Source organism: Novosphingobium jiangmenense (assembly GCF_015694345.1).
In the GTDB taxonomy this organism is placed as follows: Bacteria; Pseudomonadota; Alphaproteobacteria; order Sphingomonadales; family Sphingomonadaceae; genus Novosphingobium; species Novosphingobium jiangmenense.
In genome coordinates this window covers 39,703-65,000 of the sequence record NZ_JADQDC010000005.1, presented here as the reverse complement: position 1 = coordinate 65,000, position 25,298 = coordinate 39,703, and the positions used below count along the sequence as shown (strand labels likewise).

The following is a 25,298-nucleotide window of genomic DNA, read 5'->3' as shown; positions in this document are numbered from 1 at the left end:
TGGGCGCTTCCCACGGCGGTTTGGTATCCGAATCGGCAAGGGGCGGCGCCGCTGAAGTGGCCCGGTTCTTTGACATTGTGATTTTAGATGAAGGGACATGTGGGCGACGGCGTCTGCGTCTTGGGAGCTTCGGGCTCTATGGCGTAGTTCAAATCAAGCCGATGTCTGTATGTCCTTCGTATCCATTACGTTCAGGAGAGCGCAAGGCCGCCCACCACGGGCGCATTGCACAAACAACCCCGGCGCGGGGTGGAGCAGCCCGGTAGCTCGTCAGGCTCATAACCTGAAGGTCGCAGGTTCAAATCCTGCCCCCGCAACCAGAACCAGTCAGCCCCGCCTTTGGCGGGGTTTTCTGTGTGTGGTGCATTTGCATCAGGTTGCTCGGCAATTGCCGGTCGCTGATGGAAGTTTGTGACAGTCGCTCGACACTGGGCTATTGGCCCCCGGGTAAACGTTGCCCGACGCGGCCTTGGGAGAGGATGCGACAACGTTCGCGCCGCGTCGGGCTTACCCTCCAAACAGCACTACAGCCTCAATGTCGCATCAGATTGGATGCTCGATCTCGCGCTCGAGCTCGAGGAGTTCCTGGGGCAGACGCAGCGAACTCGCTGCGATCCGTGTTTCCAGCAGCAGGTAGACCAATGCGATCATCAGCAAGGCGATCGCGCCGAAGAACGTGATGCCGGTCAGATTGCGCAGTTCGACTCCCGCCATTTCGCCGATGAACAGCGAACCGACAGTGACGCCGATTGCCAGTCCCGAGACCACCAGCAGAAGCAGTGCGCGTCCGATCAGGTGGATGCGGCGATCGACATAGCGGATCTCGATGACGACAAGGTCATGTTCTCGGCCCGTGGTCTGCGCGTGCTGGCCTTGCAGTGCCCGCGAACGGTCGACGATGCGGCCAAGGCGGGTCGTGAGAATGTTCATGATATTGCCGATGGCCACCAGCACGAACACTGGCGCCAGTGCGAGCTGGATGGTTTGCGCGATAACGCCTGCATGACCGGGATTCATGATATTCCTCTTTCGACAGCAACCTTCTCGCATGCAGGTCGAGCGAGGGGCAAGCTGGATACGTCTTCCGTTCGAATATGCTCCCGCCTTCGACTGTGCGGCACGATCGTGCCGAGGAAGTTGAAACTTCGACAGGATACGCTGGCTGGTGTCCATAAGCTGATGCATATCGCCGGTGTAACCGGAATGCATGGAGGTCGTCCGATGCGCAGCATTTCCCGTACAGTTTCAGCAGGTCTGATAGCGGCAACCCTGGCCGCAGCGTTCGCTTCATCGGCGGCGAATGCGCACGCGATCTGGTTCGCCCAGCGGGCACGGCAGCTGGCCCTCGTCTACGGGGTAGGTGCTGACGATCTCGATGCCGTGAAGCGGTTGCCATTGGTCAAGTCGGTCAAGGGCTTTGATGCAAGTGGCGAGCCCGTCATGACCACGTTGCGGGCAGCAGGGGCAATTCCTGTGCTGGACAGCGACGAGCCCGTAGCCATCGTGGCGGCGGAAATGGATTATGGGATCTGGAGCAAGGATGCTTCGGGCGAGTGGCATAACAAGGGCCGCGACGAAGTGCCCGGCGCGACGGTCAGCGAGCATAACTTCAAGTATGCCCTGCACCTGACGCAGGTGCCGACGAAGCCGGTGCCGCTCGTGCCCGAACTGAAGCTGCAGCTTGTGCCTGCAGGAGCTGCCATTCCGGAGAAGATGGGCGAAGCGATGAAGGTGCGCGCCTACTACGACGGGAAGCCGGCGGCAGGGGTCGAGATCATGGAGGACTATGTCAACGATCCCGATCAGGTGCCGGTCAAGACCGATGCGCAAGGGTTCGCCACGGTCAAGGTGCGCAACCAGGGGCTTAATGTGCTGATGGCGATACTGGTTGGACCTTCGGACAACCCGGCGAAGTATGCGAGCATGGAGTATCGCTCGTCGCTGTCGTTCGTGCTGCCGCACAAGCCTGAATAAGCTGCAGATCCGGGAGAACTTCGATGATCAAAGCCATTATCACTGCGAGCGCCCTCGCGCTGGCCGCGCTTTCTTCTGCCGCCTTTGCACATGGTTCGACCAAGCCGCGTCACGGCGGGGTTACGCAGGTGTCGGGCGAAATGGTGATCGAGCTCGTCCGCTCGGCCAAGGGCGTCGATGTCTATGTCGTCGAGGAAGACGAGCCGGTTGCGGCTACAGGCCTTGATGGCAAGCTCACCATCACGGCGGGCGGGGCCAAGCAGGCAGTGGTGCTCGCGCCCGGAGAGGGCAATCTGCTGAGCGCGCCCGGTCTTGCCGTGCCCGCCGGGGCAAAAGTGGTCGTGGCGCTGACGGGCAAGGCCGATGGCGCCAAGGCATTTGCCACCTTCGATGTGAAGTAAGCCGCAAGAGGCGGGATTTCGGTGACTGTAAGGGGGAGAGCATGACAACCATCACTGCACAGGGTCAGGACTTCGTGTCTCCGCCCGCTGCCACTCCGGCAAATCCTGCAGTAGCGCGCACCCGGTTGCTTGCGATCGACGCGCTGCGCGGCCTCGTCATGCTGTTCATGCTGGTCGACCACGTGCGCGAGACGTTCTTCCTGCATTTGCAGGTGAGCGACCCGGTGGACGCCAACACGACCGATCCGGGGCTGTTCTTCACGCGTTTGCTCTCGACCTTCTGTGCGCCGACGTTCGTGGCGCTGACCGGCTTGTCGGCATGGCTCTATGGCCAGTCGCACACGAAGAAGGAGGTCAGCGAATTCCTGCTGAAGCGCGGGCTGTTCCTGATCTTCCTCGAACTCACGGTGATCTGCCTCGCATGGCCGACGCAGACCTTCGAGTTCCCACCGGCACGGTTCTGGCTGCAGGTGATCTGGGCAATCGGCATTTCGATGGTGGCGCTTTCGGCATTGATCCATCTGCCGCGCAAGGCGCAGTTCGCGCTTGGTTTGGCCATCGTCTGCCTGCACAACCTGCTCGACGGCATCGTCCTGACGCCGCAGGACAGCGGCTATGCGATCTGGGCCGTGCTGCACCAGCGCACGGTGATCGATCTCGGCCTGGGGCTGACCGCGAAGACGACCTATCCGGTGCTGCCGTGGATCGGCGTGATCCTGCTGGGCTATGCCGCCGGGCCGTGGTTCGGCAAGGGCAGCGATCCTGCGCTGCGGCTGAAGCGCCTTGTCACCCTTGGTATTGGCATGATCGTGGCCTTTTTCGTGATCCGCTACGCCAATGTCTATGGCGACAAGCCGTGGTTCGTGGCCGAAAGCCAGCTGCGCACGGTGATGAGCTTCCTGGCGCTGACCAAGTACCCGCCGTCGCTGCTGTTCCTCCTGCCGACGGTCGGCACCGGCGTACTGCTGCTCGCGCTGTTCGAGAAGCATCAGGACAGCCCCGCGCTGCCGCACCTCGCCTATCTGGGTGGTGCGCCAATGTTCTTCTACATCCTGCATCTCTACACGCTCAAGGCGATCTACCACGTGGCCTTGGCAATCTATGGGCCGGTCAAGGGTACGGTGTTCGGCGTCGACAATCTTTCGACGGTGTGGATCTGGGTGTTCCTGCTGATCGTGCCGCTTTATCTGCCGACCCGCTGGTTCGCCGGGTTCAAGCAGCGCCGCAAGGACATCTGGTGGCTCAAGTATCTGTGATCGCCTGAAATTGCTGAAAATGGACAAGGCCGGAGCGCAAGCTTCGGCCTTTTTTGTGCCGATTTGCTGCAAATCCGCGACGGCACAAAACACCCCTGTCACGCCGTTTTCACAATTATAATCCGCTGAACGCGCTTCCTTCGACGCAACATTCCCATCAGCGAGCATAGCCTCGAGACATAACAAAACAGACGCAGGACGGCTCAGACGACGATTTCCCTTGAGCATCATGATACATTGTTACATGACTTCAGGGGGGATCTGTGAATGCACATCACAGATGAGGGGTGGAGTTGCGATGAAGAAAATGTCCGCAGTGAAGGGCGCGCTGATTGCCGGCGTGGCCATGGGAGTGATGCCGATGACGGCCTGGGCGCAAACCGCCCCCGCCGCCGAAGAGGAAGCGGCCCCTGCCGACGAAATGGTCGTGATCGGCCAGCGCCAGCAGTACCGCGGCGACGTGCCGCTTTCGGCGATCCCGCAGACGGTGCAGGTGCTTGATGCCAAGACCTTGCAGGACCTCAACATCACCCGTTTGGAAGGCGCGCTGGAACTTGCCAGTGGCATTTCCAAGCAGAACAATTTCGGCGGCCTGTGGGATGCCTTCGCCGTGCGCGGCTTTGCCGGCGACGAGAACTTCCCGTCGGGCTTCCTGGTGAACGGTTTCAACGGCGGCCGTGGTTATGGCGGTCCGCGCGATGCTTCGAACATCGAGAAGATCGAAGTCCTCAAGGGTCCGAACGGCGCCGTTTTCGGACGTGGCGAGCCGGGCGGTACGGTCAACATCATCACCAAGAAGGCCCGCACGGACGACACCTTCGGCTCGTTTGCGGCATCGGGCGGCAGCTGGAATACCTATCGCGGCGAAGCCGACGTGAACCTCGCGATCAACGACAAGCTGGCGATCCGCGTCAATGGTGCGGCCGAGGACGGCAACAGCTTCCGCGACGTGGTGAACCACACCAAGTTCGTCGCCTCGCCTTCGATCCTCTACAAGCCGACCGACAGCACCAGCCTGTCGTACGAGATGGAGTTCGTCGACAACAGGGTCACCTTCGACCGCGGCATCGTGGCGATCAACGGCAAGCTCGGCGCGGTGCCGATCTCGCGCTTCCTTGGCGAGCCGGGTGACGGGCGCACCAACGTCAAGGTGCTCGGCCACCAGCTGCAGCTGCAGCAGAAGATTTCGAAGGACTGGTTCTTCCTCGCAGGCTTCGGCTATCGCGACACCAGCTTCAAGGGCTTCTCGCAGGATCCGGAACTGGCACTCGGTCGTCAGATCATCGACAACGACGGCCAGAACCTTTCGCGCCAGCGCCGCTTCCGCGATTTCAACACGACCAACACCACGGTGCGCGGCGAAATCTCGGGCAAGCTCTATACCGGGCCGCTGACGCATCATATCCTTGTCGGCGCGGACTACGACCGCTTCCACATCGACCTGCTGCAGATCCGCTATCGTCCGCCGAGCTACACCGCCGGTTCGGCGATCACGCCGGCGAACAACGCGATCAACGTGTTCAATCCGGTCTATGGCAACCTGCGCACGCCGACGCAGACGAACATCAATTCGGATGAAGTGCAGAAGGGCTGGGGCATCTACTTCCAGGATCAGGTGGACGTTACCGACCAGCTGAAGGTCCGCTTCGGTGGTCGCTTCGACCACTTCAACCAGAACATCCTGAACCGTAACACCAACGGCGTGACCGACGCGACAAAGAAGCGCTTCAACCCGACGGCGGGCGTGCTCTACAAGCTGACCGACACCGTCTCGATCTACGGTGGTTATGGCGAGGGCTTCCGCCCGAACAGCGGCCTCGACGCTGCCGGCAATCCGTTCGCTCCCGAACTGTCGAAGTCGTTCGAGGCAGGCTTGCGCTTTGCGGCGCCGGGCGATGCCATCAGCGCTTCGATTGCCGCTTTCACCATGAAGAAGAACAACATCCTGACCTCGGACCCGGTCAACGCCGGTTTCTCGATCGCGGGTGGTGAAGCAAAGTCCAAGGGCATCGAAGCCGATATCTCGGCAAGCCTGCCCGGCGACATCACGGTGCTGGCGACTTATGCCTACACCGATGCCTACTGGAGCAAGGCCTCGCTCGACTTCAACTTCGGCCTGGCGCTGCAGCCGGGCGATCGTCTGATCAACATTCCGAAGCACGCAGCCAACCTGCTGGTCAACAAGGGCTTCATGATCGCCGGACGGCGCGCCAGCTTTGGCGGTGGCCTGAACTATGTCGGCAAGCGCCTTGGCGAAACGGCGACGACGTTCGAACTGCCGGGCTACGTGATTGCGCGCGTGATGGCGAGCTTCGAGCCGGTGGACAATCTGCGGCTGACCGCAGACGTGACCAACCTGTTCGACAAGACCTACTATGCCAGCTCGTATTCGCAGCTGTGGGTTGCACCGGGCGCGCCGCGCGCGTTCACGGTCAAGGCGGCCTATTCGTTCTGATCGGGCATCTGGAAGGGCCGCTGGAGAGAGTTCCAGCGGCCCTTTTTCTTTGGCAAAGGAGGTCTGATGCGGCGCACTGGCTTCCTGATCTGGCATCGCCGACTGGCACTGGCCTTTGCGCCGCTGCTGTTGCTGCAGGCGATGACGGGGGCAGTCCTGCTCTTGCGCGAGCCGTTGTCGGGATTGCTGGGGCCGTATGGCGGCGCGGGCGCACACCAACCGGTTTCGGCACTGGTTGCAGCGGCTGGTCATGAAGGCGCGCGGGTCGACCGGCTGTTTCTTCCGGCGCGCGCAGGCGATGTCGCCATGGCGCAACGTTCGGACGGGACCTACGCGGCGGTTGATCCCGCCAGCGCGCTCGTGGTGCGTGAGGGCGGAGCGTTCGCCTTTCCGCTCGAAGCGGCGCTGCAGTGGCACTACCGGCTGATGTGGGGGACGACGGGCCTCGCGATCGTGGCACTGAGCGGAGTCGTGCTGACTTTGCTGGCGGCGAGCGGGATCGGCTTCTGGTGGCCGGCGAAGGGGCGCTGGGGCAAGGCCCTTACGATCAATCCGCGCATGCCGGGACGGGTGCGGTTGCGGCAGTGGCATCGCAGTGGCGGTGTCGTCATCGCGGTTCTGGTGCTGCTGAGCGCGGTGACCGGCGTGCTGCTTTCCGGGCCTGACGTGTTTGCGGGGGCAGCGCCGGTGCAGGCGAACTACAGCCCGACGGGAGCGCAGATCGACGCCGCCGTGGCGGCAGCGCAGGCGCAGTTCCCTCGGGCTCCGCTCCGCGACATCCGCTTTCCCAAGGCGGACCGGCTGGACATCAATTTCCGGGCGGACGGCGACGGGCCGCGCAGCGTCCATGTCGTTGCCGTGACGCTTTCGGCCGCCAAGGTGATCAAGGCGACCCCGGCCGCGCAAAACGATGCGCTGTGGATGAAGGTGCTGCCGTGGCACACCGGGGAAAGTTTCGGAGCGATCGGCCTGATGCTGCTGCTGGTCGAGGCGGTGGTGCTGGTGGCGCTGGCGGTAACAGGTCCGCGGATGTGGTGGCAGCAAAGGAAATTGCGCAAGTGACACTGCTTTATCATGGCCTCGAGCAACGCGGGCTGGTGTGGCGCGATATTGTGGCCTCGCGCGTGCCGGAGATGCCATTCCTGCGCTGGGGGCACGATGAGGTTGACCCCGAGGCTGTGCGCTATATCGCGGCGTGGAATGCGCCGGGCGAGTTCATCGCGCAGTTTCCCAACCTCGAGATCCTGTTCAGCGTGGGTGCCGGGATCGATCAGTTGCCGCTGGCCGACCTGCCTCCGCAAGTGCGCGTGGTGCGCATGGTGGAGCAGGGGATCATCACCGGCATGGCGGAATATGTCGCCATGGCCTGCCTTGCGCTGCACCGCGACCTGCCGTTCTTCATCTCGGAACAGCGCGCGGGACGTTGGTCCTATCGCCATACGCGGCTGGCGTCGGAAAGCCGGGTCGGGATCATGGGGCTGGGCGAACTGGGGCGGGCGGCGCTTGAGATCCTCAAGCCATTGGGCTTCCCGCTTTCGGGCTGGAGCCGGTCGCCGCGCGAGATCGCGGGCGTGACCTGCTTTGCCGGGGAGGCAGGGTTCGATGCCTTTCTGGCGCAGGCGGACATCCTCGTCTGCCTGCTGCCGTTGACCGACGAGACACGCGGAATCCTGTGCCGTGAGACCTTTGCCAGGATGCCTGCGGGCAGTGCCGTGGTGAATGCCGGGCGGGGCGGGCATCTGGTGGCGGAGGATCTGGTGGAGGCTCTGGCTTCGGGACAGCTGCGCGCGGCCATGCTCGACGTGACCGCGCCCGAGCCGTTGCCCGAAGGTCACGTCTTTTATAGCCATCCCGCGATTTTCCTTACCCCCCATGTGGCGGCGGAGACGCGCCACGAGACGGCGGGTAACGTGCTGGCGGACAATATCGAGCGACTGCTGGCAGGCGAGCCGTTGCTGGGTGAAGTCGACCGGTCACGCGGGTATTGAGGCGCGGCATGTCGTGCCGTGAACTCTTGGCAAAAAGTGCCGTGGGCGGTGCGGGGTGGCTTCGAACGGGTGCAAGTTCCGCTCTGCCAATGGTGCTATCGCTGGCAGAAACACCCGCCGCGGGGGAGTGACCCGGGGCAACAGACAGGGATCGAACAAGGCCATGGGCACCGCCGTCTTCACCCCCAAGTTCATCAGCTTCGACTGCTACGGCACGCTGACCCGCTTCCGCATGACCGAGATGGCGACGGCATTCTATGCCGATCGCCTGCCGCCTGAGGCACTGCCGAAGTTCTGCAAGGACTGGGGCGCTTATCGCCTTGATGAAGTGCTCGGCGCTTGGAAGCCCTACCGCGACGTGATCGCCAACTCGCTCGATCGCTGCTCGAAGAAGTGGGGCGTCGAGTTCCGCGAGGAAGAGGCGAACGCGGTCTATGAAGCCGTGCCGACCTGGGGGCCGCACGAGGACGTGCCGGGCGGCCTTTCGAAGATCTGCGACAAGATCCCGCTGGTGATCCTCTCGAACGCGATGAACAGCCAGATCATGTCGAACGTCGGCATGCTGGGGGCGACGTTCCACAAGGTCTGCACCGCCGAAAGCGCGCAGGCCTACAAGCCGCGAATGCAGGCGTTCGAGTACATGTTCGACCAGCTGGGCATGGGGCCGGAAGTGGGCATGCACGTGTCCTCAAGCTTCCGCTATGACCAGAACACCGCGACCGACCTCGGCTTTGGCTGCCGCGTGTTCGTCGGCCGGGGGCACGAGCCTTCGAACGCGAACTATCGCGATGTCGAGATCCCGCACATCGGCGCACTGCCGGCGGTGGTCGGCCTCTGATCGATGACGCAGCAGTCGCTCTCGTACTGGCAGATGAGCACGCCCCCGTTCGCGGGCGGCGAGCGCGGCCGTGCCGAGGGCGAATGCGACGTGGCGGTGATCGGCGGTGGCTTCACCGGGCTTTCTGCTGCGCTGGAGCTGGCGCGCGGCGGGGCGAGCGTCGTGCTGTTCGAGGCGGGGCGCATTGCGGGTGCTGCCTCGGGGCGCAACGGCGGACAGTGCAATGCAGGAACAGCGCATGACTTCGGTGCTCTCGCGGCGGGGCACGGCATCGACCTTGCGCGCAAGTGGTACCTTGCCCATGTCGAGGCGGTCGACACCGTTGGCCGCATTGCCGCGCGCGAGGGGATCGACTGCGACTTCACCCGATGCGGCCGTGCCAAGCTGGCCGCCAAGCCAGAGCATTTCGCCAAGCTTGAGGCGGCGCACGCGCTGCTGCTGAAAGAGGTGGACCCGAACGCCCTGCTCATCGGTCCCGGCGAGCTTGCCTCCGAGATCAACGCGCAGGGTTTCCATGGCGCGCTGGTGCAGACGACGAGCGCGCAGCTCCACCCCGGCAAGCTGGGCGTGGGGCTGGGCGAGGCGGCGGTGCGGGCAGGCGCGCGCATCTGGGAGAATGCCCCGGTCGAAGCCATGGAGCGCGCCGCAACCGGCTGGAAGCTGAGCACGCCGCGCGGATCGGTCCGGGCAAGGCAAGTGCTGGTGGCGACCGGTGGCAACAGCCCTTATCCGCCGTTCGGCTGGTTTCGTCGCCGCATCGTGACCGTGGGCAGTTTCGTGATCGCGACCGATCCGTTGCCTGCCGATCTGGCGGCCCGGCTGTTCCCGACGCGGCGCAACTATGTGACGAGCCGGGTGATCGGCAACTACTTCCGCCTGACTGCCGACAACCGCCTGATCTTCGGTGGGCGAGCGCGGTTTGCGCTGTCCAACCCGACCTCGGATGCCAAGTCTGGTCGCATTCTCGAAGCGAAGCTGCGCGAGATGTTTCCGGAGCTGGCCGGCATCGGCATTGCCGCGTGCTGGGGCGGAGCGATCGACCTCACGGCCGACCGCCTGCCGCGCGCGGGCGAGCATGACGGGCTGTTCTACGCCATGGGCTACAGCGGCCACGGTGTGCAGATGGCGACCGCGATGGGCGGGCGCATGGCGCGGGTGATGGGTGGCGATCCCGCGGCCAATCCCTTTGCCGACCTTTCCTGGCCTGCGATCCCCGGCCATCTGGGCAAGCCGTGGTTCCTGCCGATGGTGGGGGCATGGTATCGCCTGCAGGACTGGCTGCACTGATGGACTTCACCCGTCGCACCCTGATTGGTTCGGGCCTGGCCGCAGCAGGCGCGATCACGCTGCCGGGTCTGTCCGGTCCGGCGCGTGCCGTGCCACGCCGGGGCGGATCGATCCGGGTGGCGATGCAATCGTCCTCGACTGCCGATACGCTCGATCCGGCCAAGGGCGCGATGGCGACGGACTATGTGCGGCACTTCTGCCTCTACAGCGGCCTTACCCGCATGGAGGGGGACCTGCGCCCGCGTCCGTTTCTTGCGCAGAGCATCGAGTCTGCCGACCGGATCACATGGCATGTGGATCTGCGGCGCGGGGTGCGCTTTGCCGACGGGCGCGAGCTGACCAGCGCCGACGTCGTGCATTCGCTGCAGCGCCATCTCGATCCCAAGCTGGGGTCCAAGGTTGCTTCGATCGCCAAGCAGTTTGCCGATGTTCGCACCGATGGGCGCCACGGCGTGATCATCCGCCTGACTGGCGCCAATGCCGACTTGCCGGCGATCCTGTCGCAATCGCACTTCCTGATCGTGCCGGCGGGCGAGGACAAGCCGACCGGCAACGGCAGCGGGCCGTTCCGGCTGGCCGACTTCCGCCCCGGCGTGCGCACCGTCGTCACGCGCAATACGGAATACTGGCGCAATGGCGAGCCCTATCTCGACCGGATCGAGATCATCGCCATTCCCGACGAGATCGGGCGGGTCAACGCGCTGCTGGCGGGCGACGTGCAACTGATCATCGCGGTGCAACCATTGTCGACGCGGCGGATCGAGCGGTCGGCGCAGCATGGCATCCTGACAACGCCGTCGCCGCTCTACACCGATCTGGTCATGCGGCAGACCGAACTGCCCACCGGAAACCGCGATTTCGTGGCGGCAGTGAAGCACCTCATCGACCGTCCGCTGATCAAACGCGCGCTCTTCCGGGGCTATGCGACGATCGGCAACGATCAACCGATCCCGCCCTTCCACCCCTATTTCAACCCCGCCGTGCCGCAGACGGTGCTCGATATCGACCGGGCGAAGTGGCACGTTGCGCGTTCGGGGCTGAAGGGCGTACGCCTGCCGATCTACTGCTCGCCCGCCGCGGCAGGCTCGGTCGACATGGCCTCGGTGCTGCAGGAATATGGTGCGCAGGCAGGGCTCGAGTTCGCGGTGAACCGGATGCCGGCAGATGGCTACTGGTCGACCCACTGGATGAAGCACCCGATGAGCTTCGGGAACACCAATCCGCGGCCGACCGCCGACCTCGTGTTCAGCCAGTTCTTCCGCTCTGACGCCGAGTGGAACGAGAGCGGGTGGAAGAACCCGCGCTTCGACATGTTGCTGACCGAAGCGCGCGCCGAGGCCGACGAGGCGCGGCGCAAGGAGCTTTACGGCGAAATGCAGCGCCTGGTGCATGACCAGTGCGGCGTGGCTATCCCGGTGTTCATCAACATGCTCGACGGGCACGACCGGCGACTGAAGGGGATGACCGCGATCCCGCTGGGCGGGCTGATGGGCTATCGCTTTGCCGAATATGCATGGTGGGACGCGTGAGCGGCGGCGCGGCCCCTCGCTCCGCGATCTCGGGCGTGCTGCCGCTGATCGCCAAGCGGATCGGCTCGGCACTGGTCACGCTGCTGCTGGTTTCCGCAGTGGTATTCACCATCTCCGGCCTGCTGCCGGGCGATGCCGCGCAGGAGACGCTGGGGCAAAGCGCGACGCCTGAACAGGTGGCCGCGCTGCGGCACGAGATGGGGCTCGATCGGCCTGCGCTGACGCGATACGTCGATTGGCTGGGCGGCATGGCGCAGGGCGATCCGGGCCGCTCGCTGGTGGCGAACATGCCGGTGCGCGAGGTCATCTCGGCGCGCCTGCCCAATTCGCTGATGCTGGCCGGATTCACCGCGCTCGTCTCGGTGCCGCTGGCGCTGGCGATCGGCATAGCTTCGGCGATCAATCGCGGCGGACGGCTGGACCGGACCCTCAACGTGCTGACACTGTCCGCCGTGGCTGTGCCTGAGTTTCTGGTGGCTACGCTGGGCGTGCTGGTGTTCTCGGTCAAGCTGCTGTGGCTGCCTTCGATCGCGCTGGTCAGCGAGGATGCGAGCCTTTGGGATACGCTGCGCTCCTGCGCGCTGCCGGTGCTGTCGCTGTCGGTGGTGGTGATTGCGCAGATGGCGCGGATGACGCGGGCGGCAGTGGCCGATCAGCTTGACCGACCCTATGTCGAGATGGCGCGGCTCAAGGGCGTGCCGTTCCGTCGCGTCGTGCTGTTCCACGTCATGCCCAACGCCGTGGGCCCCATTGTCAACGCGGTGGCGCTGTCTTTGTCCTACCTGCTGGGCGGGGCGATCATCGTCGAGACGATCTTCAACTTTCCCGGTCTCGCCAGCCTGATGGTGAACGCCGTGACCAGCCGCGACATGCCGTTGTTGCAGGCCTGCGCGATGATCTTCTGCGCGATCTACCTGACACTGGTGCTGGTGGCCGACGTCGTCGCGATCCTCGCCAATCCGAGGCTGCGCGCGCAATGAGCCGGTTTGCCTCTTTCGCGAAGTCCTTGCCGCTGTCGGGCCGTATCGGTCTGAGCCTCGTGCTGTTCTGGCTGGCGGTGGCGCTGGTCGGACCGGCTGTCGCGCCGCACGGCGTGGGCGCGTTCGTCGATCAGGACGTGTTCTCGCCGGTCTCGTCGGCGTTCCCGCTCGGTAGCGACTACCTTGGGCGTGACGTGCTGAGCCGCCTGCTGTGGGGCGCGCGCTATACCGTGTTCCTTGGCGCGGGTGCAGCCTTGCTGGCCTGTCTGATCGGAACCACGCTGGCGCTGACCGCCGCAGTGCGCGGGGGATGGGTGGACGAAGTGCTTTCGCGTGCGATGGACACGCTGATCTCGATCCCGTCGAAGATCTTCGCACTGGTCATGGTGGCCGCGTTCGGTTCCTCGCTTGCGCTGCTGCTGACGATCACGGCGATCACCTACGTTCCGGGCAACTACCGCATTGCGAGGGCTCTGGCAGTCAATGTCGTTTCGCTCGATTTCGTGACCGTGGCGCGGGCGCGCGGCGAGGGCGGACTGCATGTTGCCCTGCGCGAGGTGCTGCCGAACATGATCCATCCGCTGCTGGCCGATTTCGGCCTGCGCTTCGTGTTCATCGTGCTGCTGCTGTCGGGCCTGTCCTTCCTCGGCCTTGGCGTGCAGCCGCCCTATGCCGACCTCGGCTCGCTGGTGCGCGAGAACATGTCCGGCCTTGTCGACGGCGCGCCTGCGATCGTGATGCCGGCCTTGGCCATCGCTACGCTGACGGTGGGGGCGAACCTGCTGATTGATGCGCTCAAGCCCGTGGAGAAGCAGGGATGAGCGCGCACGTTGCAGTGAAGGACCTGCGCATCACGGCAGGCGGCAAGGCGATTGTCGATGGCGTCTCGTTCGAGATCGAGCGCGGGCAGGTGCTGGCGCTGATCGGAGAATCCGGCTCGGGCAAGACGACGATTGCGCTGGCGCTGATGGGGCATTCCCGTTTCGGCGCGACGATCTCCGGCGAAGTGCGGCTGGGCGAGACGCGGGTCGACCGGCTTGACGATGCGGGGCTGCAGGCCCTGCGCGGGCGGCGTGTGGCCTATGTGGCGCAAAGTGCGGCTTCGGCGTTCAATCCCTCGCGCACGATCATGGCGCAAGTGACCGAACCTTTGCTGGTGCATCGGCTGGCTGGAAAGGAAGAGGCCGAGGCGCGGGCGGTCGACCTGTTCCGGGCGCTGGCGCTGCCTTCGCCAGAAACCATCGGTGCGCGTTATCCGCACCAGCTTTCGGGCGGGCAGTTGCAGCGGCTGATGGCGGCGATGGCGCTGATCACGCGGCCCGAATTGGTGATCCTCGACGAGCCGACCACGGCGCTCGACGTGACCACGCAGGTCGAGGTGCTGAAGGCCTTCAAGGTGGCGATTGCTTCGGTGGGGGCGACGGCGATCTATGTCAGCCATGATCTGGCGGTCGTGGCGCAGATGGCGGACAGCATCCTCGTGCTCAACCAGGGGCGGACGCGCGAGCAGGGGGCGGCGGAGCAGGTTCTGCACGCGCCCGCTGACGACTACACTCGCACGCTGATGGGGGCAGCGCGGCCTCATGCGCGGTCTGCACCGGCGGTGGTCGGCAAGGAGGCACTGCTCAAGGTCGAGGGCGTACACGCTGCCTATGGCAAGGTGCCGGTGCTGCGCGACATCTCGCTGTCGCTGGCCAAGGGCGCGACGCTGGGCGTGATCGGCGAGAGCGGATCGGGCAAGTCGACCCTCGCACGCGTGATCGCCGGGCTGCTGCCACGGAGCGCGGGTTCGGTCAGCCTTGCGGGCGAGGAATTGCCCAAGGGACTGGAAGGGCGCAGCCGCGAGCAGTTCCGGCGGGTGCAACTCGTGTTCCAGAACGCCGATACTGCGCTCAATCCGGTGCAGACCGTGGGGCAGGCGCTGGCGCGGCCGCTGGCGTTCTATCACGGGCTGAAGGGGGCTGCGGCAGAGGCTGAAGTGGCGCGTCTGCTCGATCTGATCCGGCTTCCTGCACACTTGGCAACGCGCAACGTGCGCCAGCTTTCTGGCGGGCAGAAGCAGCGGGTGAACCTCGCGCGTGCGCTGGCAGCGCGGCCCGAGGTGCTGCTGTGCGACGAGGTGACCTCGGCACTCGATACCGTGGTCGGCGCAGCGATCCTCGAGCTGATCGACGAGTTGCGGCGCGAACTCGGCATCGCCACGGTGTTCATCAGCCACGACATTTCCACGGTGCGCGCCTTCTGCGATCAGGTGCTGGTGCTCTATGGCGGCACGGCGGTGGAGCAGGCCGATGCGGCGGCGTTCGGGCGCGGGGTGCATCATCCCTACACCGACCTGCTGACGGACTCCGTTCCGGAAATGCGGGCCGGCTGGCTGGAGCAGGCGAGGACGCGCAAGGCCGTCCTGGCGGGCGAAAGCGGAGACGATCTGTGCCGCTTCCTGCCGCGCTGTCCCGTGGCTATCGCGGGCACGTGCAATGCCGCGCCGCCGCCCTTGCGGTCAGGCGACGGGCTTGCCCTGCTGTGCCATCACGAATTGCATGACCTGGAGGGAATGTCCGCATGACCGGCCGCTTCCGCCGCCTTGACGAGACCGACCGCGCGCTGGTGCGGCTGACCGTCGACGGCAGCGAAATCACCGCACTTGAAGGCGATACGCTGATGGTTGCGATGCTGAACAGCGGCCTCGCCTTGCGCAACGCCGAGTTCGGGCCGGAGCGGCGTGCGGGCTTCTGCCTGATGGGCGCGTGCCAGGACTGCTGGGTGCGCGACACGGACGGCAACGCGCTGCGGGCCTGCTCGACGCCGGTCGAGAACGGCCTTGCCATCACCACGCAGCCGTTGACGGCAGACTGGTCGGTGGCGCCATGAGCGAGCGGGTGGTGATCATCGGTGCCGGACCCGCCGGGGTGCGCGCGGCCGAGGCGGTAGTGCGGGCAGGTATCCGCCCGGTCGTGATCGACGAAGGCTCCCGCTCGGGCGGGCAGATCTATCGCCGCCAGCCCGAAGGCTTCAAGCGCTCCTACGAGACGCTTTATGGCAGCGAGGCCGACCGGGCGCGGGCGGTGCATGAGACGTTCGATGCGCTGCTGCCGCAGATCGACTATCGCCCCGAAACGCTTGTTTGGAACGTGGCCGAGGGCCGGGTCTGGGCGGCGCGCGCGGGCGAGACCGAGGCAATCCCCTATGATCGCCTGATCGTCTGCTCGGGCGCGACCGACCGGCTGGCGCCGGTGCCCGGCTGGCAGCTGGCGGGGTGCTATTCGCTCGGCGGATCGCAGGTTGCGTTGAAGGCACAGGCCTGCAGCATCGGCGGCGCGGTCGTGTTCATGGGCACCGGACCGCTGCTTTATTACGTCGCCTCGCAATACGTGAAGGCGGGTGCGAACGTTGTGGCGGTGCTCGATACCTCGCCGTTTGCGGGGCGGGTCAGGGCACTGCCCAAGCTGGCCGAACAGCCCGACCTGCTGTGGCAGGGGGTGACGCTGACGTTCGGGCTGATACGCGCGGGCGTAACGGTGCTTTCGGGCATTACGCCGGTGGAGATCAGTGGCGATCCGCAGAGCGGCATTTCGGGGGTCACCGTCCGCACCGCTTCCGGCGATGTGCGGCAGTTCGACTGCGATGCCGTGGCCATGGGCTGGCACTTGCGGCCCGAAACACAGATTGCCGACCTTGCCCGCGCCAGCTTCGCTTTCGATCCGCGCACGCGGCAATGGCTGCCCGAGATTGACGGGGACGGTCGCTCCTCGGCCCCGGGGCTCTACCTCGCAGGGGACGGCGCCAAGATCCTCGGCGCACGCTCCGCCGAGGTTACGGGCGAACTGGCGGCACTCGCAGCGCTTGGCGACATGGGGCATGCCGTGGACAAGGATCGGCGATGCTACCTGATGGCCCAACGGGCGCGGTACGTCCGTTTTGCTGAAGGGTTGGCGGAAGCCTTCCCGTGGCCGCACCAGTTCGTTGCCGATACCGCCGACAGCACGATCGTCTGCCGATGCGAGGGCGTGACGGCCGGAACGCTGCGCGCCAGCGTGAGCGAGGCTTTCGCCACCGAAACCAATCGCGCCAAGGCCTTCAGCCGCGTTGGCATGGGGCGCTGCCAGGGGCGCTATTGCGGCAATGCCTCGGCAGAGATTGTCTCGGCCCTGCGCGGGGAGGCGGTAGAGCGCGCCGGGCGCTTGCGCGGGCAGGCGCCGGTCAAGCCCATACCCGTCGGCACCGCGAGGACAGACGCATGAGCACGCCTGAACTGACAGCCGATGTCGCGATCATCGGCGGCGGGCTGATGGGCTGCTCCGCCGCGTTCTTTCTGGCGCAGCGTGGCCTTTCGGTGATCCTGCTCGAGACCGACAAGGTCGGGCGGCAGGCGAGCGGCACCAACTTCGGCAACGTGCGCCGCCAGGGGCGACCGATCACGCAGTTGCCGCTGGCCAACCGCGCCAGCCGGATCTGGCGGCAGGCGAACGAACTGCTCGGGTCCGATGTCGAGTACCTGCAGAACGGCCACATCCGCGTCTGCTTCCGCGACCGGCCCGAGAACGTCGGCAAGATGGAAGAGTACGCCGTACAGGCGCGCGAGGAGGGGCTCGATCTCGAACTGCTTTCGGGCAACATGCTGCGCGAGCGGTTTCCGTGGCTTGGGACAGACGTGCTGGCAGGTTCGCATTCCGCGATGGACGGCCACGCCAACCCGCGCCTTGCCGCGCCTGCCTTCGCCCGCGCGGCGATGAAGCTGGGCGCGCGAGTGATCGAGGACACGAAGATTGTCCATGCCGCCAAGATCGGCGAGGATTTCGTGCTCGAGGCAGAAGACGGCCGCCGCTTCCGCGCGCCAACGCTGCTGGTTACGGCAGGGGCCTGGGCCGGCAAGATCGTCAGCCAGTTCGGCGAGACCGTGAAGCTAACTCCGCGCGCGCCGACGATGAGCGTCACTGAACCGGTGCCATATTCGATCCTGCCGGCGGTGGGGGTGATGACGCCGGACGAGGTCGAGACGGTCTATTTCCGCCAGGTCGCCCGCGGCAACATCGTGCTCGGCGGTTCGACCCGCGCCCCGTCCTATCCGGACGAGTACCGGTCCTACGTCATGCCGCAGAACACCATGACACAGTTCCAGCACCTGCGCCGCCTCGCGCCCGCGCTGGCCAAATTGCAGGTGATCCGCGTCTGGTCAGGGATCGAAGGCTATACCGATGACGCGCTGCCGGTGATGGGGCCGAGCGGTACGGTGCCGGGGCTGTTCTACGCGTTCGGCTTCTCCGGCTCCGGCTTCCAGATCGGCCCCGGTGTGGGCGAGACGATGGCCGAACTGATCGCCACGGGCCACACGGACATTCCGATCGGGCAATACTCGATCGGGCGCTTTGGTTGAGTCAGTAGTGGAACCTGCACTGCGCGATTTCGAGTTGCTGGTCCGGCGGATTGCCTGAGACGCGGTAGACCAGCCGGTCCTCCAGCGTGATCCGGCGGGACCACCAGCCCTTGAGATCGCCCTTCAATGGCTCGGGCTTGCCGGTGCCCTTGAATGGCGTGCGCTGGCATTCCTTGATGAGGTCGTTGATCCGCTGCAGCACGTTCGGCGCGGTCGCCTGCCAGTGGAGGTAATCTTCCCAGGCAGCATCGGCAAAGACCAGCCTCACGGTTCAATCAGTTCGCGCGGCTGCCCCTTTCCGGCATCGAGCTGATCAATGGCGGATTTGAGCCGTGCAGCGTTGTTGGCGGAGGAAAGGAGGTGTATCGTCTCTTCCATCGCATTCCAGTCTGCGAGGGAAACCATCACCACGGATTCAGCCTTCTGGCGCGAGATTATCACTGGAGCGCGATCCTCGACGACGCGATCCATGACTTCCTTCAGATGGGCGCGCGTGTCGGAATAGCTGATGACATCCACGGCAAATCTCCTTGCACTCTTAATGTACAAATTTATGTACAAATGCAAGTGATCAGATCTGGATGAGCGCCGTCTTGACCTTGCACGAGGCGAGATAGGCTTCGCGGCCGAGGTCCTTGCCGACGCCGGACTGCCTGAAGCCGCCGGTGGGCAGGATGAAGTCGTCAGACCGGCCATAGCGGTTGACCCAGACCGTTCCGGCTTCGAGGGCGCGGACGGCCCGCATCGCGCGCGACAGGTCATTGGTGTGGACGCCAGCGGCCAAGCCGTAGCGGGTGCCGTTGGCCAAGGCGATCGCCTCGTCCTCGTCGGCGAAGGACTGCACGGTGAGGACCGGGCCGAAAATCTCGCCTTGCACGGCTTCGCTGTTTTCCGCGACGTTGGCGAGAAGGGTTGGCTGGTAGTAGCTGCCCGATTGTGGGGCCGTGGCGCGGGCGCCTCCGGTCACAGCTTCGGCTCCTGCGGCGCGAGCGCGCTGGACCACGCCATCGATCTGGGCGAGCTGGCCTTCGGAAATGATCGGCCCCATCGTGGTGCCCTCGGCCCAGGTCGCGCCGAGACGATGGGCTTCGAATGCGGCGGTGAGGCGCTCGACCACTTCGTCGCGCACCTTGTCCTGCACCAGCAGGCGCGATCCAGCGACGCAGACCTGCCCGGCATTGAGCGTGATCGCGCGGGCGACCAGCGCCGAGGCCTTGCCAAGATCGGCGTCGGCAAAGACCAGCTGCGGGCTCTTGCCGCCAAGCTCCAGCGTCGAAGGCTTCGGACCCGTCTGCGCGCAGGCGGTCATGATGGCGCGGCCAGTGCGCGTCGAGCCGGTGAAGCTGACCTTGCCGACGCGTTCGTGGCGCACCAGCGCATCGCCGATGTCGGCACCGCCGCCCTGCACGACGTTGAGGATACCGGCCGGGATACCAGCAGCGACGGCCAGTTCGGCAAGGCGCACGACCGAGAACGGCGTCAGTTCCGATGGCTTGAGCACCACCGCATTGCCTGCGGCGAGCGCCGGGCCAAGCTTCCACGCGGCCATGACCAGCGGCAGGTTCCACGGGGCGATGGCGCCGACCACGCCATAGGGTTCGGTGAGGGTGAAGCCGAGCTTGTCGGGCGTGGTCGCGGCGATCTCGCCGCCGTGCTTGTCGGCAAACTCGGCGAAGAAGCGGATGCATTCGGCGGTGTAGGGCAGGTCCCAGGCGAGGACTTCGGGCAGGGTGCGGCTCGATCCTGCGGCTTCCAGCGGAGCGAGCGTTGCGGAGTCTCCCTCGATCAGGTCAGCCCAGCGGCGCAGCAGGCGCATGCGCCCGCGCGGTTCCATCGTGGCCCAGCCGCTGGCCTTCTGGGCAAGCGCGGCATTTTCCACCGCCTCGGCCAGTTGATCCGCGTCGGCCGAGCGCAGTTCGCCGAGCACTCCCCCGTCCGAAGGGCGCAGCACCATGAAGCTCTGGCCGCGTCCGACCACTGCCTGGCCACCGATGAAATTGGCGGCAAGGGCAGGGCGGATGGCTTCGGGGTCGAACAGGGACATTGCGGATTTCCGGCAGTGGCGGGGATGCGGCAGTCTATGCCGTCGCTTCCGCAATCGGCGCGGCAAAGGCGTGGCAGGCGGCGCGATAATGTTCCGAATAAAATGGAAAACCGGCACCTCATGTTGATCGCCGCTGGTTAGACCCGAAGCATCACCGCGGCGTCTTGCGCGCCCTCTCACACGCTTGTTCCGGGAGCATCCTATGGCAGTTCAGGACGCGACGCAGATCGTCATGCGCGCAATGACCGGCGAGGATGTCCACGCCGCCGCCGAACTGTGCATCGAGCAGCAGTGGCCGCATCGCGAGGAGGATATCGCGCTGTTCCTGTCCATCGGCGAGGGCGTGGTTGCCGAAGTTGACGGCAAGGTCGTCGGCACGATCATGGGCTGGAAGTTCGGCGAAAGCTTTGCGACCCTCGGTCTCGTGATCGTGACCAACGCGATGCAGGGCAAGGGGCTGGGGCGCAAGCTGATGGATGCGATGCTTGAGCGCCTGACGGGGCGGACGGTCATCCTCAACGCCACGGCGGAAGGCCTGCCGCTCTATCGCAAACTGGGTTTCGAGGAACTGGGCGTGGTGTGTCAGCACCAGGCCGTCGCTCCGGCGCAGCCGCTCGTCGAACTGCGTTCCGGCGAGCGTGTGCGGCCGATGGGTGCGGCCGATGGCGAGGCGCTGGAGGCGCTCTATGCCAAGGCCTCGGGCATGGATCGCAAAGCCGTGCTCGATGCCTTCCAGGCCGAGGGCAGCACGGTCGTGCTGTGCCGCGAGCATGAGCAGACCGGCTTTGCCGTGCTGCGCCGCTTCGGGCGCGGCTGGGCGATTGCGCCGGTGATCGCGCCGGACCTCACCGGGGCCAAGGCGCTCATTGCCCACTGGCTGGGCACGCAATCGGGCAGCTTCTGCCGGCTCGACATTTCCGAAAGCTGCGGGCTGGGGCCTTGGCTCGAGGAGCTTGGGCTGCCCGAAGTAGGGCGGGTGACCGTGATGGCGCTGGGGCCCGCGCCCGTCGTCGATGACGACATCAGGACTTTTGCAATTGCCGCACAGGCGCTGGGTTGAACATGCTGAACCTCAATGATCCCACCCTGCTGCGGCAGGCCGCGCTGATCGATGGCCAGTGGATTTCCGCTGGCCTTCCTGCCCTTGAGGTAACCAATCCTGCGACGGGCGAGGTGATCGGCACTGTGCCCGATTGCGGAGCGGCCGAAGCCGAGGCGGCGATTGCGGCGGCGCAGGCATCATGGGCGGACTGGCGGCGGCGCACGGCGGGCGAGCGCGCAGTGCTGCTCGAGGCGTGGCACGCCTTGGTGCTGGCCAATCTCGATGACCTTGCCCGGATCATGACCGCCGAACAGGGCAAGCCTCTGGCCGAGGCGCAGGGCGAGATCCGCTACGCCGCGACCTTCATCAAGTGGTTTGCCGAGGAGGGCCGCCGGGTCGGCGCACGCAACGTCGCCTCGCCCGAGCGGGACCGGCGGATCATCGTGCTGACCGAGCCGGTCGGCGTATCGGCGGCGATCACGCCGTGGAACTTCCCCGCGGCGATGATCACCCGCAAGTGCGCGCCAGCTCTTGCGGCGGGGTGCCCGGTGGTGATCAAGCCCTCGGAAATGACGCCGTTCACCGCGCTCGCCCTGATCGAGCTGGCGATCCGCGCAGGCTTTCCGAAAGGCACGATCAACCTCCTGACCGGCATGCCGCAGGCGATCGGCGCAGCGATCACGGCCAGTCCGGTGGTGCGCAAGCTTTCGTTCACCGGTTCCACCCGCGTCGGCTCGCTGCTGATGCGGCAGAGCGCGGACACGATCAAGCGATTGAGCCTGGAACTCGGCGGCAATGCGCCGCTGATCGTGTTCGACGATGCCGACCTCGATCTGGCGGTCAAGGCGACGATGGCGAGCAAGTTCCGCAATGCCGGGCAGACCTGCGTCTGCGCCAACCGCATTCTCGTTCACGCGCCGATTTACGATGCGTTCGCTGCCCGCCTCGGCGCGGCGGTCGAGGCGCTCAATGTCGGCAACGGGATGGACACCGGTGCCACGACCGGGCCGCTGATCAATCGTGCGGCGGTGGACAAGGTTTCGGCCCACATCGAGGATGCGCTGGCCAAGGGCGGCAAGGTGCTGTTCTCGGGCAAGGGCGCGCAAGGCGGCAACTTTGCGCGGCCGGTGGTGATCGCAGAGGCCACTCCGGACATGCGCCTTGCTTCCGAGGAGACCTTCGGCCCGGTCGCTCCGCTGTTCCGCTTCGAGACCGAGGACGAGGCCATCGCGCTGGCCAATGACACCGACTACGGCCTCGCCAGCTATTTCTACACGTCAGGGCTGGACCGCGCATTCCGCGTGGCTGAGGCGCTGGAGGCGGGCATGGTCGCGCTCAACACCGGCTCCATCGCGATGGAAATGGCACCGTTCGGCGGGATGAAGCAATCGGGCCTGGGCCGCGAAGGCGGCACGCAAGGCATCGAGGAATATCTGGAAACCAAGGCCTTCCACATCGGCGGCCTGAAGATCTGAACACGTCGGGGGCAACCATGACAAGTAACACCCGCAAGCACACCATCGCGGTCATTCCCGGCGACGGCATCGGCAAGGAAGTCATGCCCGAAGGCATGCGCGTGCTGGAAAGGGCCGCTGCGCTGTTCGGCTTCGAGATCGAGCAGAAGTGGCACGATTTCGCCTGCTGCGACTACTATGCGCGCCACGGCAGGATGATGCCCGAGAACTGGAAGGAAGAGATCGGCCGCCCCGATGCGATCTTCTTCGGCGCGGTGGGCTGGCCGGATACCGTGCCCGATCACGTCTCGCTGTGGGGCTCGCTCCTGCAGTTCCGGCGCGAATACGACCAGTACGTCAACTTGCGTCCAGTGCGGCTGATGCCGGGCGTGCCCTGCCCGCTGGCGGGCCGCGAACCGGGCGACATCGACTTCTGGGTGGTGCGCGAGAACACCGAGGGCGAATACTCTTCGGTCGGCGGCATCATGTTCCCGAACACCGAGCGCGAGGTGGTGATCCAGGAGACGGTGATGACCCGCATCGGCGTCGACCGTGTGCTGCGCTATGCTTTCGATCTGGCGCAGAAGCGCGAGCGCAAGCACCTGACCAGCGCCACCAAGTCGAATGGCATTGCCATCACCATGCCCTACTGGGACCAGCGCGTGGAGGCGATCGGCGCGGAGTATCCCGACGTCACCCACGACAAGTACCACATCGACATCCTGACCGCGCAGTTCGTGCTCAACCCGGATCGCTTCGACGTGGTGGTCGGCTCGAACCTGTTCGGCGATATCCTGTCCGACCTTGGCCCTGCCTGCACCGGCACGATCGGCGTGGCACCATCGGGCAACATCAACCCGGAAGGCACGCATCCCTCGCTGTTCGAGCCGGTGCATGGCTCGGCGCCGGACATCGCCGGGCAAGGCATCGCCAATCCGGTCGGTCAGATCTGGTCGGCGGCGATGATGCTCGAACATCTCGGCGAAGCGGAAGCTGCGGCAGCGATCATGCGCGCGGTGGAGCAGGTCCTCGCCACACCGTCTGCCCGCACCCGCGATCTCAAGGGCGCGGCAGGCACCGAGGACTGCGGGAAGGCCATCGCCGAAGCGCTCGGCTGAGGTCCGGACGGGGTGCGGCATAAAATGCTGCGCCCTGCGCCATCAAGGCCTGCAAAGCGCCTCTCACGCACCGCTTTCGAACTATCCCGCTCTTGCTAGCGGCATAGGCTCGCTCCATTGTTCCCCAATGGACGAGCCTGCGATGACCTCCCCTGCATCTGCCCTTTCCAACCGTTCCCTGATCGATATCGACCGCGATCACCTGATCCATTCGGTCACGTCGTTCCGGGGGCATGAGCAGCATGGCGCAATCGTGCTCGAATCCGGCAAGGGCATGTGGCTGACCGACGCCGACGGCAACCGTCTGCTCGATGCCTTCGCCGGGCTGTGGTGCGTCAACGTCGGATACGGGCAGGACTCGATCGTCGAAGCGGCGGCCGAGCAGATGCGCAAGCTGCCTTACGCCACCGGCTACTTCCACTTCGCCAGCGAACCGGTGATCCGGCTTGCTGGCGAACTGACTGCGGCGGCGCCCGAAGGGCTGGACCACGTGTTCTTCACGCAAGGCGGGTCGGACGCGGTCGACAGCGCGATCCGCTACATCGTGCATTACTGGAACGCGGCGGGGAAGCCTTCCAAGAAGCACTTCATTGCGCTGGAATGGGGTTACCACGGTTCGAGCAGCCTTGGTGCCGGGCTGACCGCGCTGGGCAATTTCCACCGCAACTTCGATCTGCCGCGCCCATGGCAGCACCACATCGCCTCGCCCTACCAGTACCGCCACCCGCAAGGGGACGACGATGCGGCCGTGATCGCCTCTACCGTCGCTGCGCTCGAAGCCAAGGTTGCCGAACTCGGCGCAGACAACGTCGCGGCGTTCTGCTGCGAGCCGATTCAGGGCTCGGGCGGCGTGATCGTCCCGCCGCGCGGCTGGCTGAAAGCGCTGCGCGAGGCCTGCACGCGGCTCGGCATCCTGATGCTGGTTGACGAGGTGATCACCGGGTTCGGCCGCACCGGCCCGCTATTCGCCTGCCTCGATGAAGGCGTCTCGCCCGATTTCATGACGACGGCCAAGGGGTTGACCGCAGGCTACGTGCCGATGGGCGCGATGTTCATGGCCGATCATGTCTACCAGACCATCGCCGATGCCGCTCCGGCTGCCTTGCCGATCGGCCACGGCCAGACCTATTCCGGCCACCCCGTCGCCGCTGCCGTGGCACTTGAAGTGCTGCGCCTTTATCGCGAAGGCGGATTGCTGGAAAATGGTCGCAAGACCGGCGAGCGTTTTGCGGAACACATGGAGCGTATCAAGGCGCACCCGCTGGTGGGCGACGTGCGTTGGCGCGGGTTGCTCGGCGCGATTGAACTGACGCCGAACAAGGCAACCAAGGCGGTGTTCGATGCCTCGCTGGACATTGGCGGACGGCTTTCGAAGCTGACCTATGGCAACGGCGTGATCGTGCGCTGCTTTGCCAATGCCGTGCTCGGCTTTGCACCGGCGCTGTGCTGCACGCTCGAGGAAATGGACATGATCTTCGAGCGGGTCGAACGCTCGCTCGACCAGCTGCTCGACCAGCCCGACATCCGCGCGACCGTCGCGCTGCAGACGGCCTGAGGG

23 protein-coding genes and 1 tRNA gene are annotated in these 25,298 nt (G+C 65.5%); 20 read left to right on the top strand and 4 right to left on the bottom strand.

Annotated features, from left to right (window positions below; all coding sequences use genetic code 11):
* The first annotated feature begins 243 nt into the window (after positions 1-243).
* Positions 244-320 (top strand) — tRNA-Met (locus I2488_RS08955).
* 223 nt (positions 321-543) lie between these two features.
* Here the strand turns inward: I2488_RS08955 and I2488_RS08950 are convergent.
* Positions 544-1,017, bottom strand: a complete 474-nt coding sequence (locus I2488_RS08950) for a DUF2721 domain-containing protein (protein WP_196275468.1) — start codon at positions 1,015-1,017, stop codon at positions 544-546.
* Between I2488_RS08950 and I2488_RS08945 the strand changes: the two genes are divergently transcribed.
* The 15 genes from I2488_RS08945 to I2488_RS08875 all read left to right on the top strand — a co-directional run bounded on the left by I2488_RS08945 (position 1,003) and on the right by I2488_RS08875 (position 18,082).
* Positions 1,003-1,974 (top strand): DUF4198 domain-containing protein, encoded by a 972-nt coding sequence (locus I2488_RS08945; protein WP_246465580.1) that lies wholly within the window; start codon positions 1,003-1,005, stop codon positions 1,972-1,974. The two genes, I2488_RS08950 and I2488_RS08945, sit on opposite strands and share 15 nt — an antisense overlap.
* A gap of 23 nt (positions 1,975-1,997) precedes the next feature.
* The gene (locus I2488_RS08940) at positions 1,998-2,375 is read left to right on the top strand and encodes a hypothetical protein (RefSeq protein WP_196275467.1); all 378 of its coding nucleotides are present in this window, start codon (positions 1,998-2,000) and stop codon (positions 2,373-2,375) included.
* Positions 2,376-2,416: 41 nt separating this feature from the next.
* On the top strand, positions 2,417-3,631 hold the full coding sequence (locus I2488_RS08935) for an acetyltransferase domain-containing protein (protein ID WP_196275466.1): 1,215 nt from the start codon (positions 2,417-2,419) through the stop codon (positions 3,629-3,631).
* 298 nt (positions 3,632-3,929) lie between these two features.
* Positions 3,930-6,086: a TonB-dependent siderophore receptor gene (locus I2488_RS08930; protein ID WP_196275465.1), complete on the top strand. Its 2,157-nt coding sequence runs from the start codon at positions 3,930-3,932 to the stop codon at positions 6,084-6,086.
* Between the two features lie 66 nt (positions 6,087-6,152).
* Complete coding sequence (locus tag I2488_RS08925) at positions 6,153-7,148, top strand: PepSY-associated TM helix domain-containing protein (RefSeq protein ID WP_196275464.1); 996 nt, start codon at positions 6,153-6,155, stop codon at positions 7,146-7,148.
* Positions 7,145-8,074 (top strand): 2-hydroxyacid dehydrogenase, encoded by a 930-nt coding sequence (locus I2488_RS08920; protein WP_343071018.1) that lies wholly within the window; start codon positions 7,145-7,147, stop codon positions 8,072-8,074. Before I2488_RS08925 ends, I2488_RS08920 begins: the two co-directional genes overlap by 4 nt.
* Before the next feature lie 163 nt (positions 8,075-8,237).
* The gene (locus I2488_RS08915; protein WP_196275463.1) at positions 8,238-8,912 is read left to right on the top strand and encodes a haloacid dehalogenase type II; all 675 of its coding nucleotides are present in this window, start codon (positions 8,238-8,240) and stop codon (positions 8,910-8,912) included.
* Positions 8,913-8,915: 3 nt separating this feature from the next.
* Positions 8,916-10,199 (top strand): NAD(P)/FAD-dependent oxidoreductase, encoded by a 1,284-nt coding sequence (locus I2488_RS08910; RefSeq protein WP_196275462.1) that lies wholly within the window; start codon positions 8,916-8,918, stop codon positions 10,197-10,199.
* Complete coding sequence (locus I2488_RS08905) at positions 10,169-11,728, top strand: ABC transporter substrate-binding protein (RefSeq protein WP_246465579.1); 1,560 nt, start codon at positions 10,169-10,171, stop codon at positions 11,726-11,728. The genes I2488_RS08910 and I2488_RS08905 overlap by 31 nt, the downstream gene beginning before the upstream one ends.
* Positions 11,713-12,708 (top strand): ABC transporter permease, encoded by a 996-nt coding sequence (locus I2488_RS08900; protein WP_196275461.1) that lies wholly within the window; start codon positions 11,713-11,715, stop codon positions 12,706-12,708. Before I2488_RS08905 ends, I2488_RS08900 begins: the two co-directional genes overlap by 16 nt.
* Positions 12,705-13,529, top strand: a complete 825-nt coding sequence (locus I2488_RS08895) for an ABC transporter permease (protein WP_196275460.1) — start codon at positions 12,705-12,707, stop codon at positions 13,527-13,529. Before I2488_RS08900 ends, I2488_RS08895 begins: the two co-directional genes overlap by 4 nt.
* Positions 13,526-15,274: an ABC transporter ATP-binding protein gene (locus I2488_RS08890; protein ID WP_196275459.1), complete on the top strand. Its 1,749-nt coding sequence runs from the start codon at positions 13,526-13,528 to the stop codon at positions 15,272-15,274. The genes I2488_RS08895 and I2488_RS08890 overlap by 4 nt, the downstream gene beginning before the upstream one ends.
* Positions 15,271-15,579 carry a (2Fe-2S)-binding protein gene (locus I2488_RS08885; protein ID WP_196275458.1) on the top strand — a complete coding sequence of 103 codons (309 nt, stop codon included), beginning with the start codon at positions 15,271-15,273 and terminating at the stop codon, positions 15,577-15,579. Before I2488_RS08890 ends, I2488_RS08885 begins: the two co-directional genes overlap by 4 nt.
* A complete protein-coding gene (locus tag I2488_RS08880) occupies positions 15,576-16,949 on the top strand; it encodes an FAD/NAD(P)-dependent oxidoreductase (RefSeq protein WP_196275457.1) in 1,374 nt (457 codons plus the stop codon). The genes I2488_RS08885 and I2488_RS08880 overlap by 4 nt, the downstream gene beginning before the upstream one ends.
* Positions 16,946-18,082 (top strand): NAD(P)/FAD-dependent oxidoreductase, encoded by a 1,137-nt coding sequence (locus I2488_RS08875; protein ID WP_196275456.1) that lies wholly within the window; start codon positions 16,946-16,948, stop codon positions 18,080-18,082. Before I2488_RS08880 ends, I2488_RS08875 begins: the two co-directional genes overlap by 4 nt.
* Before the next feature lies 1 nt (position 18,083).
* Here I2488_RS08875 and I2488_RS08870 read toward each other — a convergent pair whose 3' ends face one another.
* The 3 genes from I2488_RS08870 to I2488_RS08860 are packed head-to-tail and all read right to left on the bottom strand — an operon-like array spanning position 18,084 to position 20,126.
* On the bottom strand, positions 18,084-18,350 hold the full coding sequence (locus tag I2488_RS08870) for a Txe/YoeB family addiction module toxin (RefSeq protein ID WP_196275455.1): 267 nt from the start codon (positions 18,348-18,350) through the stop codon (positions 18,084-18,086).
* Positions 18,347-18,601 carry a type II toxin-antitoxin system prevent-host-death family antitoxin gene (locus I2488_RS08865; RefSeq protein ID WP_196275454.1) on the bottom strand — a complete coding sequence of 85 codons (255 nt, stop codon included), beginning with the start codon at positions 18,599-18,601 and terminating at the stop codon, positions 18,347-18,349. Before I2488_RS08865 ends, I2488_RS08870 begins: the two co-directional genes overlap by 4 nt.
* A 52-nt stretch (positions 18,602-18,653) precedes the next feature.
* Complete coding sequence (locus I2488_RS08860; protein ID WP_196275453.1) at positions 18,654-20,126, bottom strand: aldehyde dehydrogenase family protein; 1,473 nt, start codon at positions 20,124-20,126, stop codon at positions 18,654-18,656.
* 202 nt (positions 20,127-20,328) lie between these two features.
* On the opposite strand from I2488_RS08860, the gene I2488_RS08855 reads away from it, so the two are divergent.
* The 4 genes from I2488_RS08855 (at position 20,329) to I2488_RS08840 (ending at position 25,295) form a co-directional block, all read left to right on the top strand.
* On the top strand, positions 20,329-21,186 hold the full coding sequence (locus tag I2488_RS08855; RefSeq protein WP_196275452.1) for a GNAT family N-acetyltransferase: 858 nt from the start codon (positions 20,329-20,331) through the stop codon (positions 21,184-21,186).
* A 2-nt stretch (positions 21,187-21,188) separates the two neighbouring features.
* Complete coding sequence (locus I2488_RS08850) at positions 21,189-22,643, top strand: NAD-dependent succinate-semialdehyde dehydrogenase (RefSeq protein WP_196275451.1); 1,455 nt, start codon at positions 21,189-21,191, stop codon at positions 22,641-22,643.
* A gap of 17 nt (positions 22,644-22,660) precedes the next feature.
* Positions 22,661-23,740 (top strand): tartrate dehydrogenase, encoded by a 1,080-nt coding sequence (locus I2488_RS08845; protein WP_196275450.1) that lies wholly within the window; start codon positions 22,661-22,663, stop codon positions 23,738-23,740.
* A gap of 127 nt (positions 23,741-23,867) precedes the next feature.
* A complete protein-coding gene (locus tag I2488_RS08840) occupies positions 23,868-25,295 on the top strand; it encodes an aspartate aminotransferase family protein (protein WP_246465578.1) in 1,428 nt (475 codons plus the stop codon).
* The last annotated feature ends 3 nt before the right edge of the window (positions 25,296-25,298 follow it).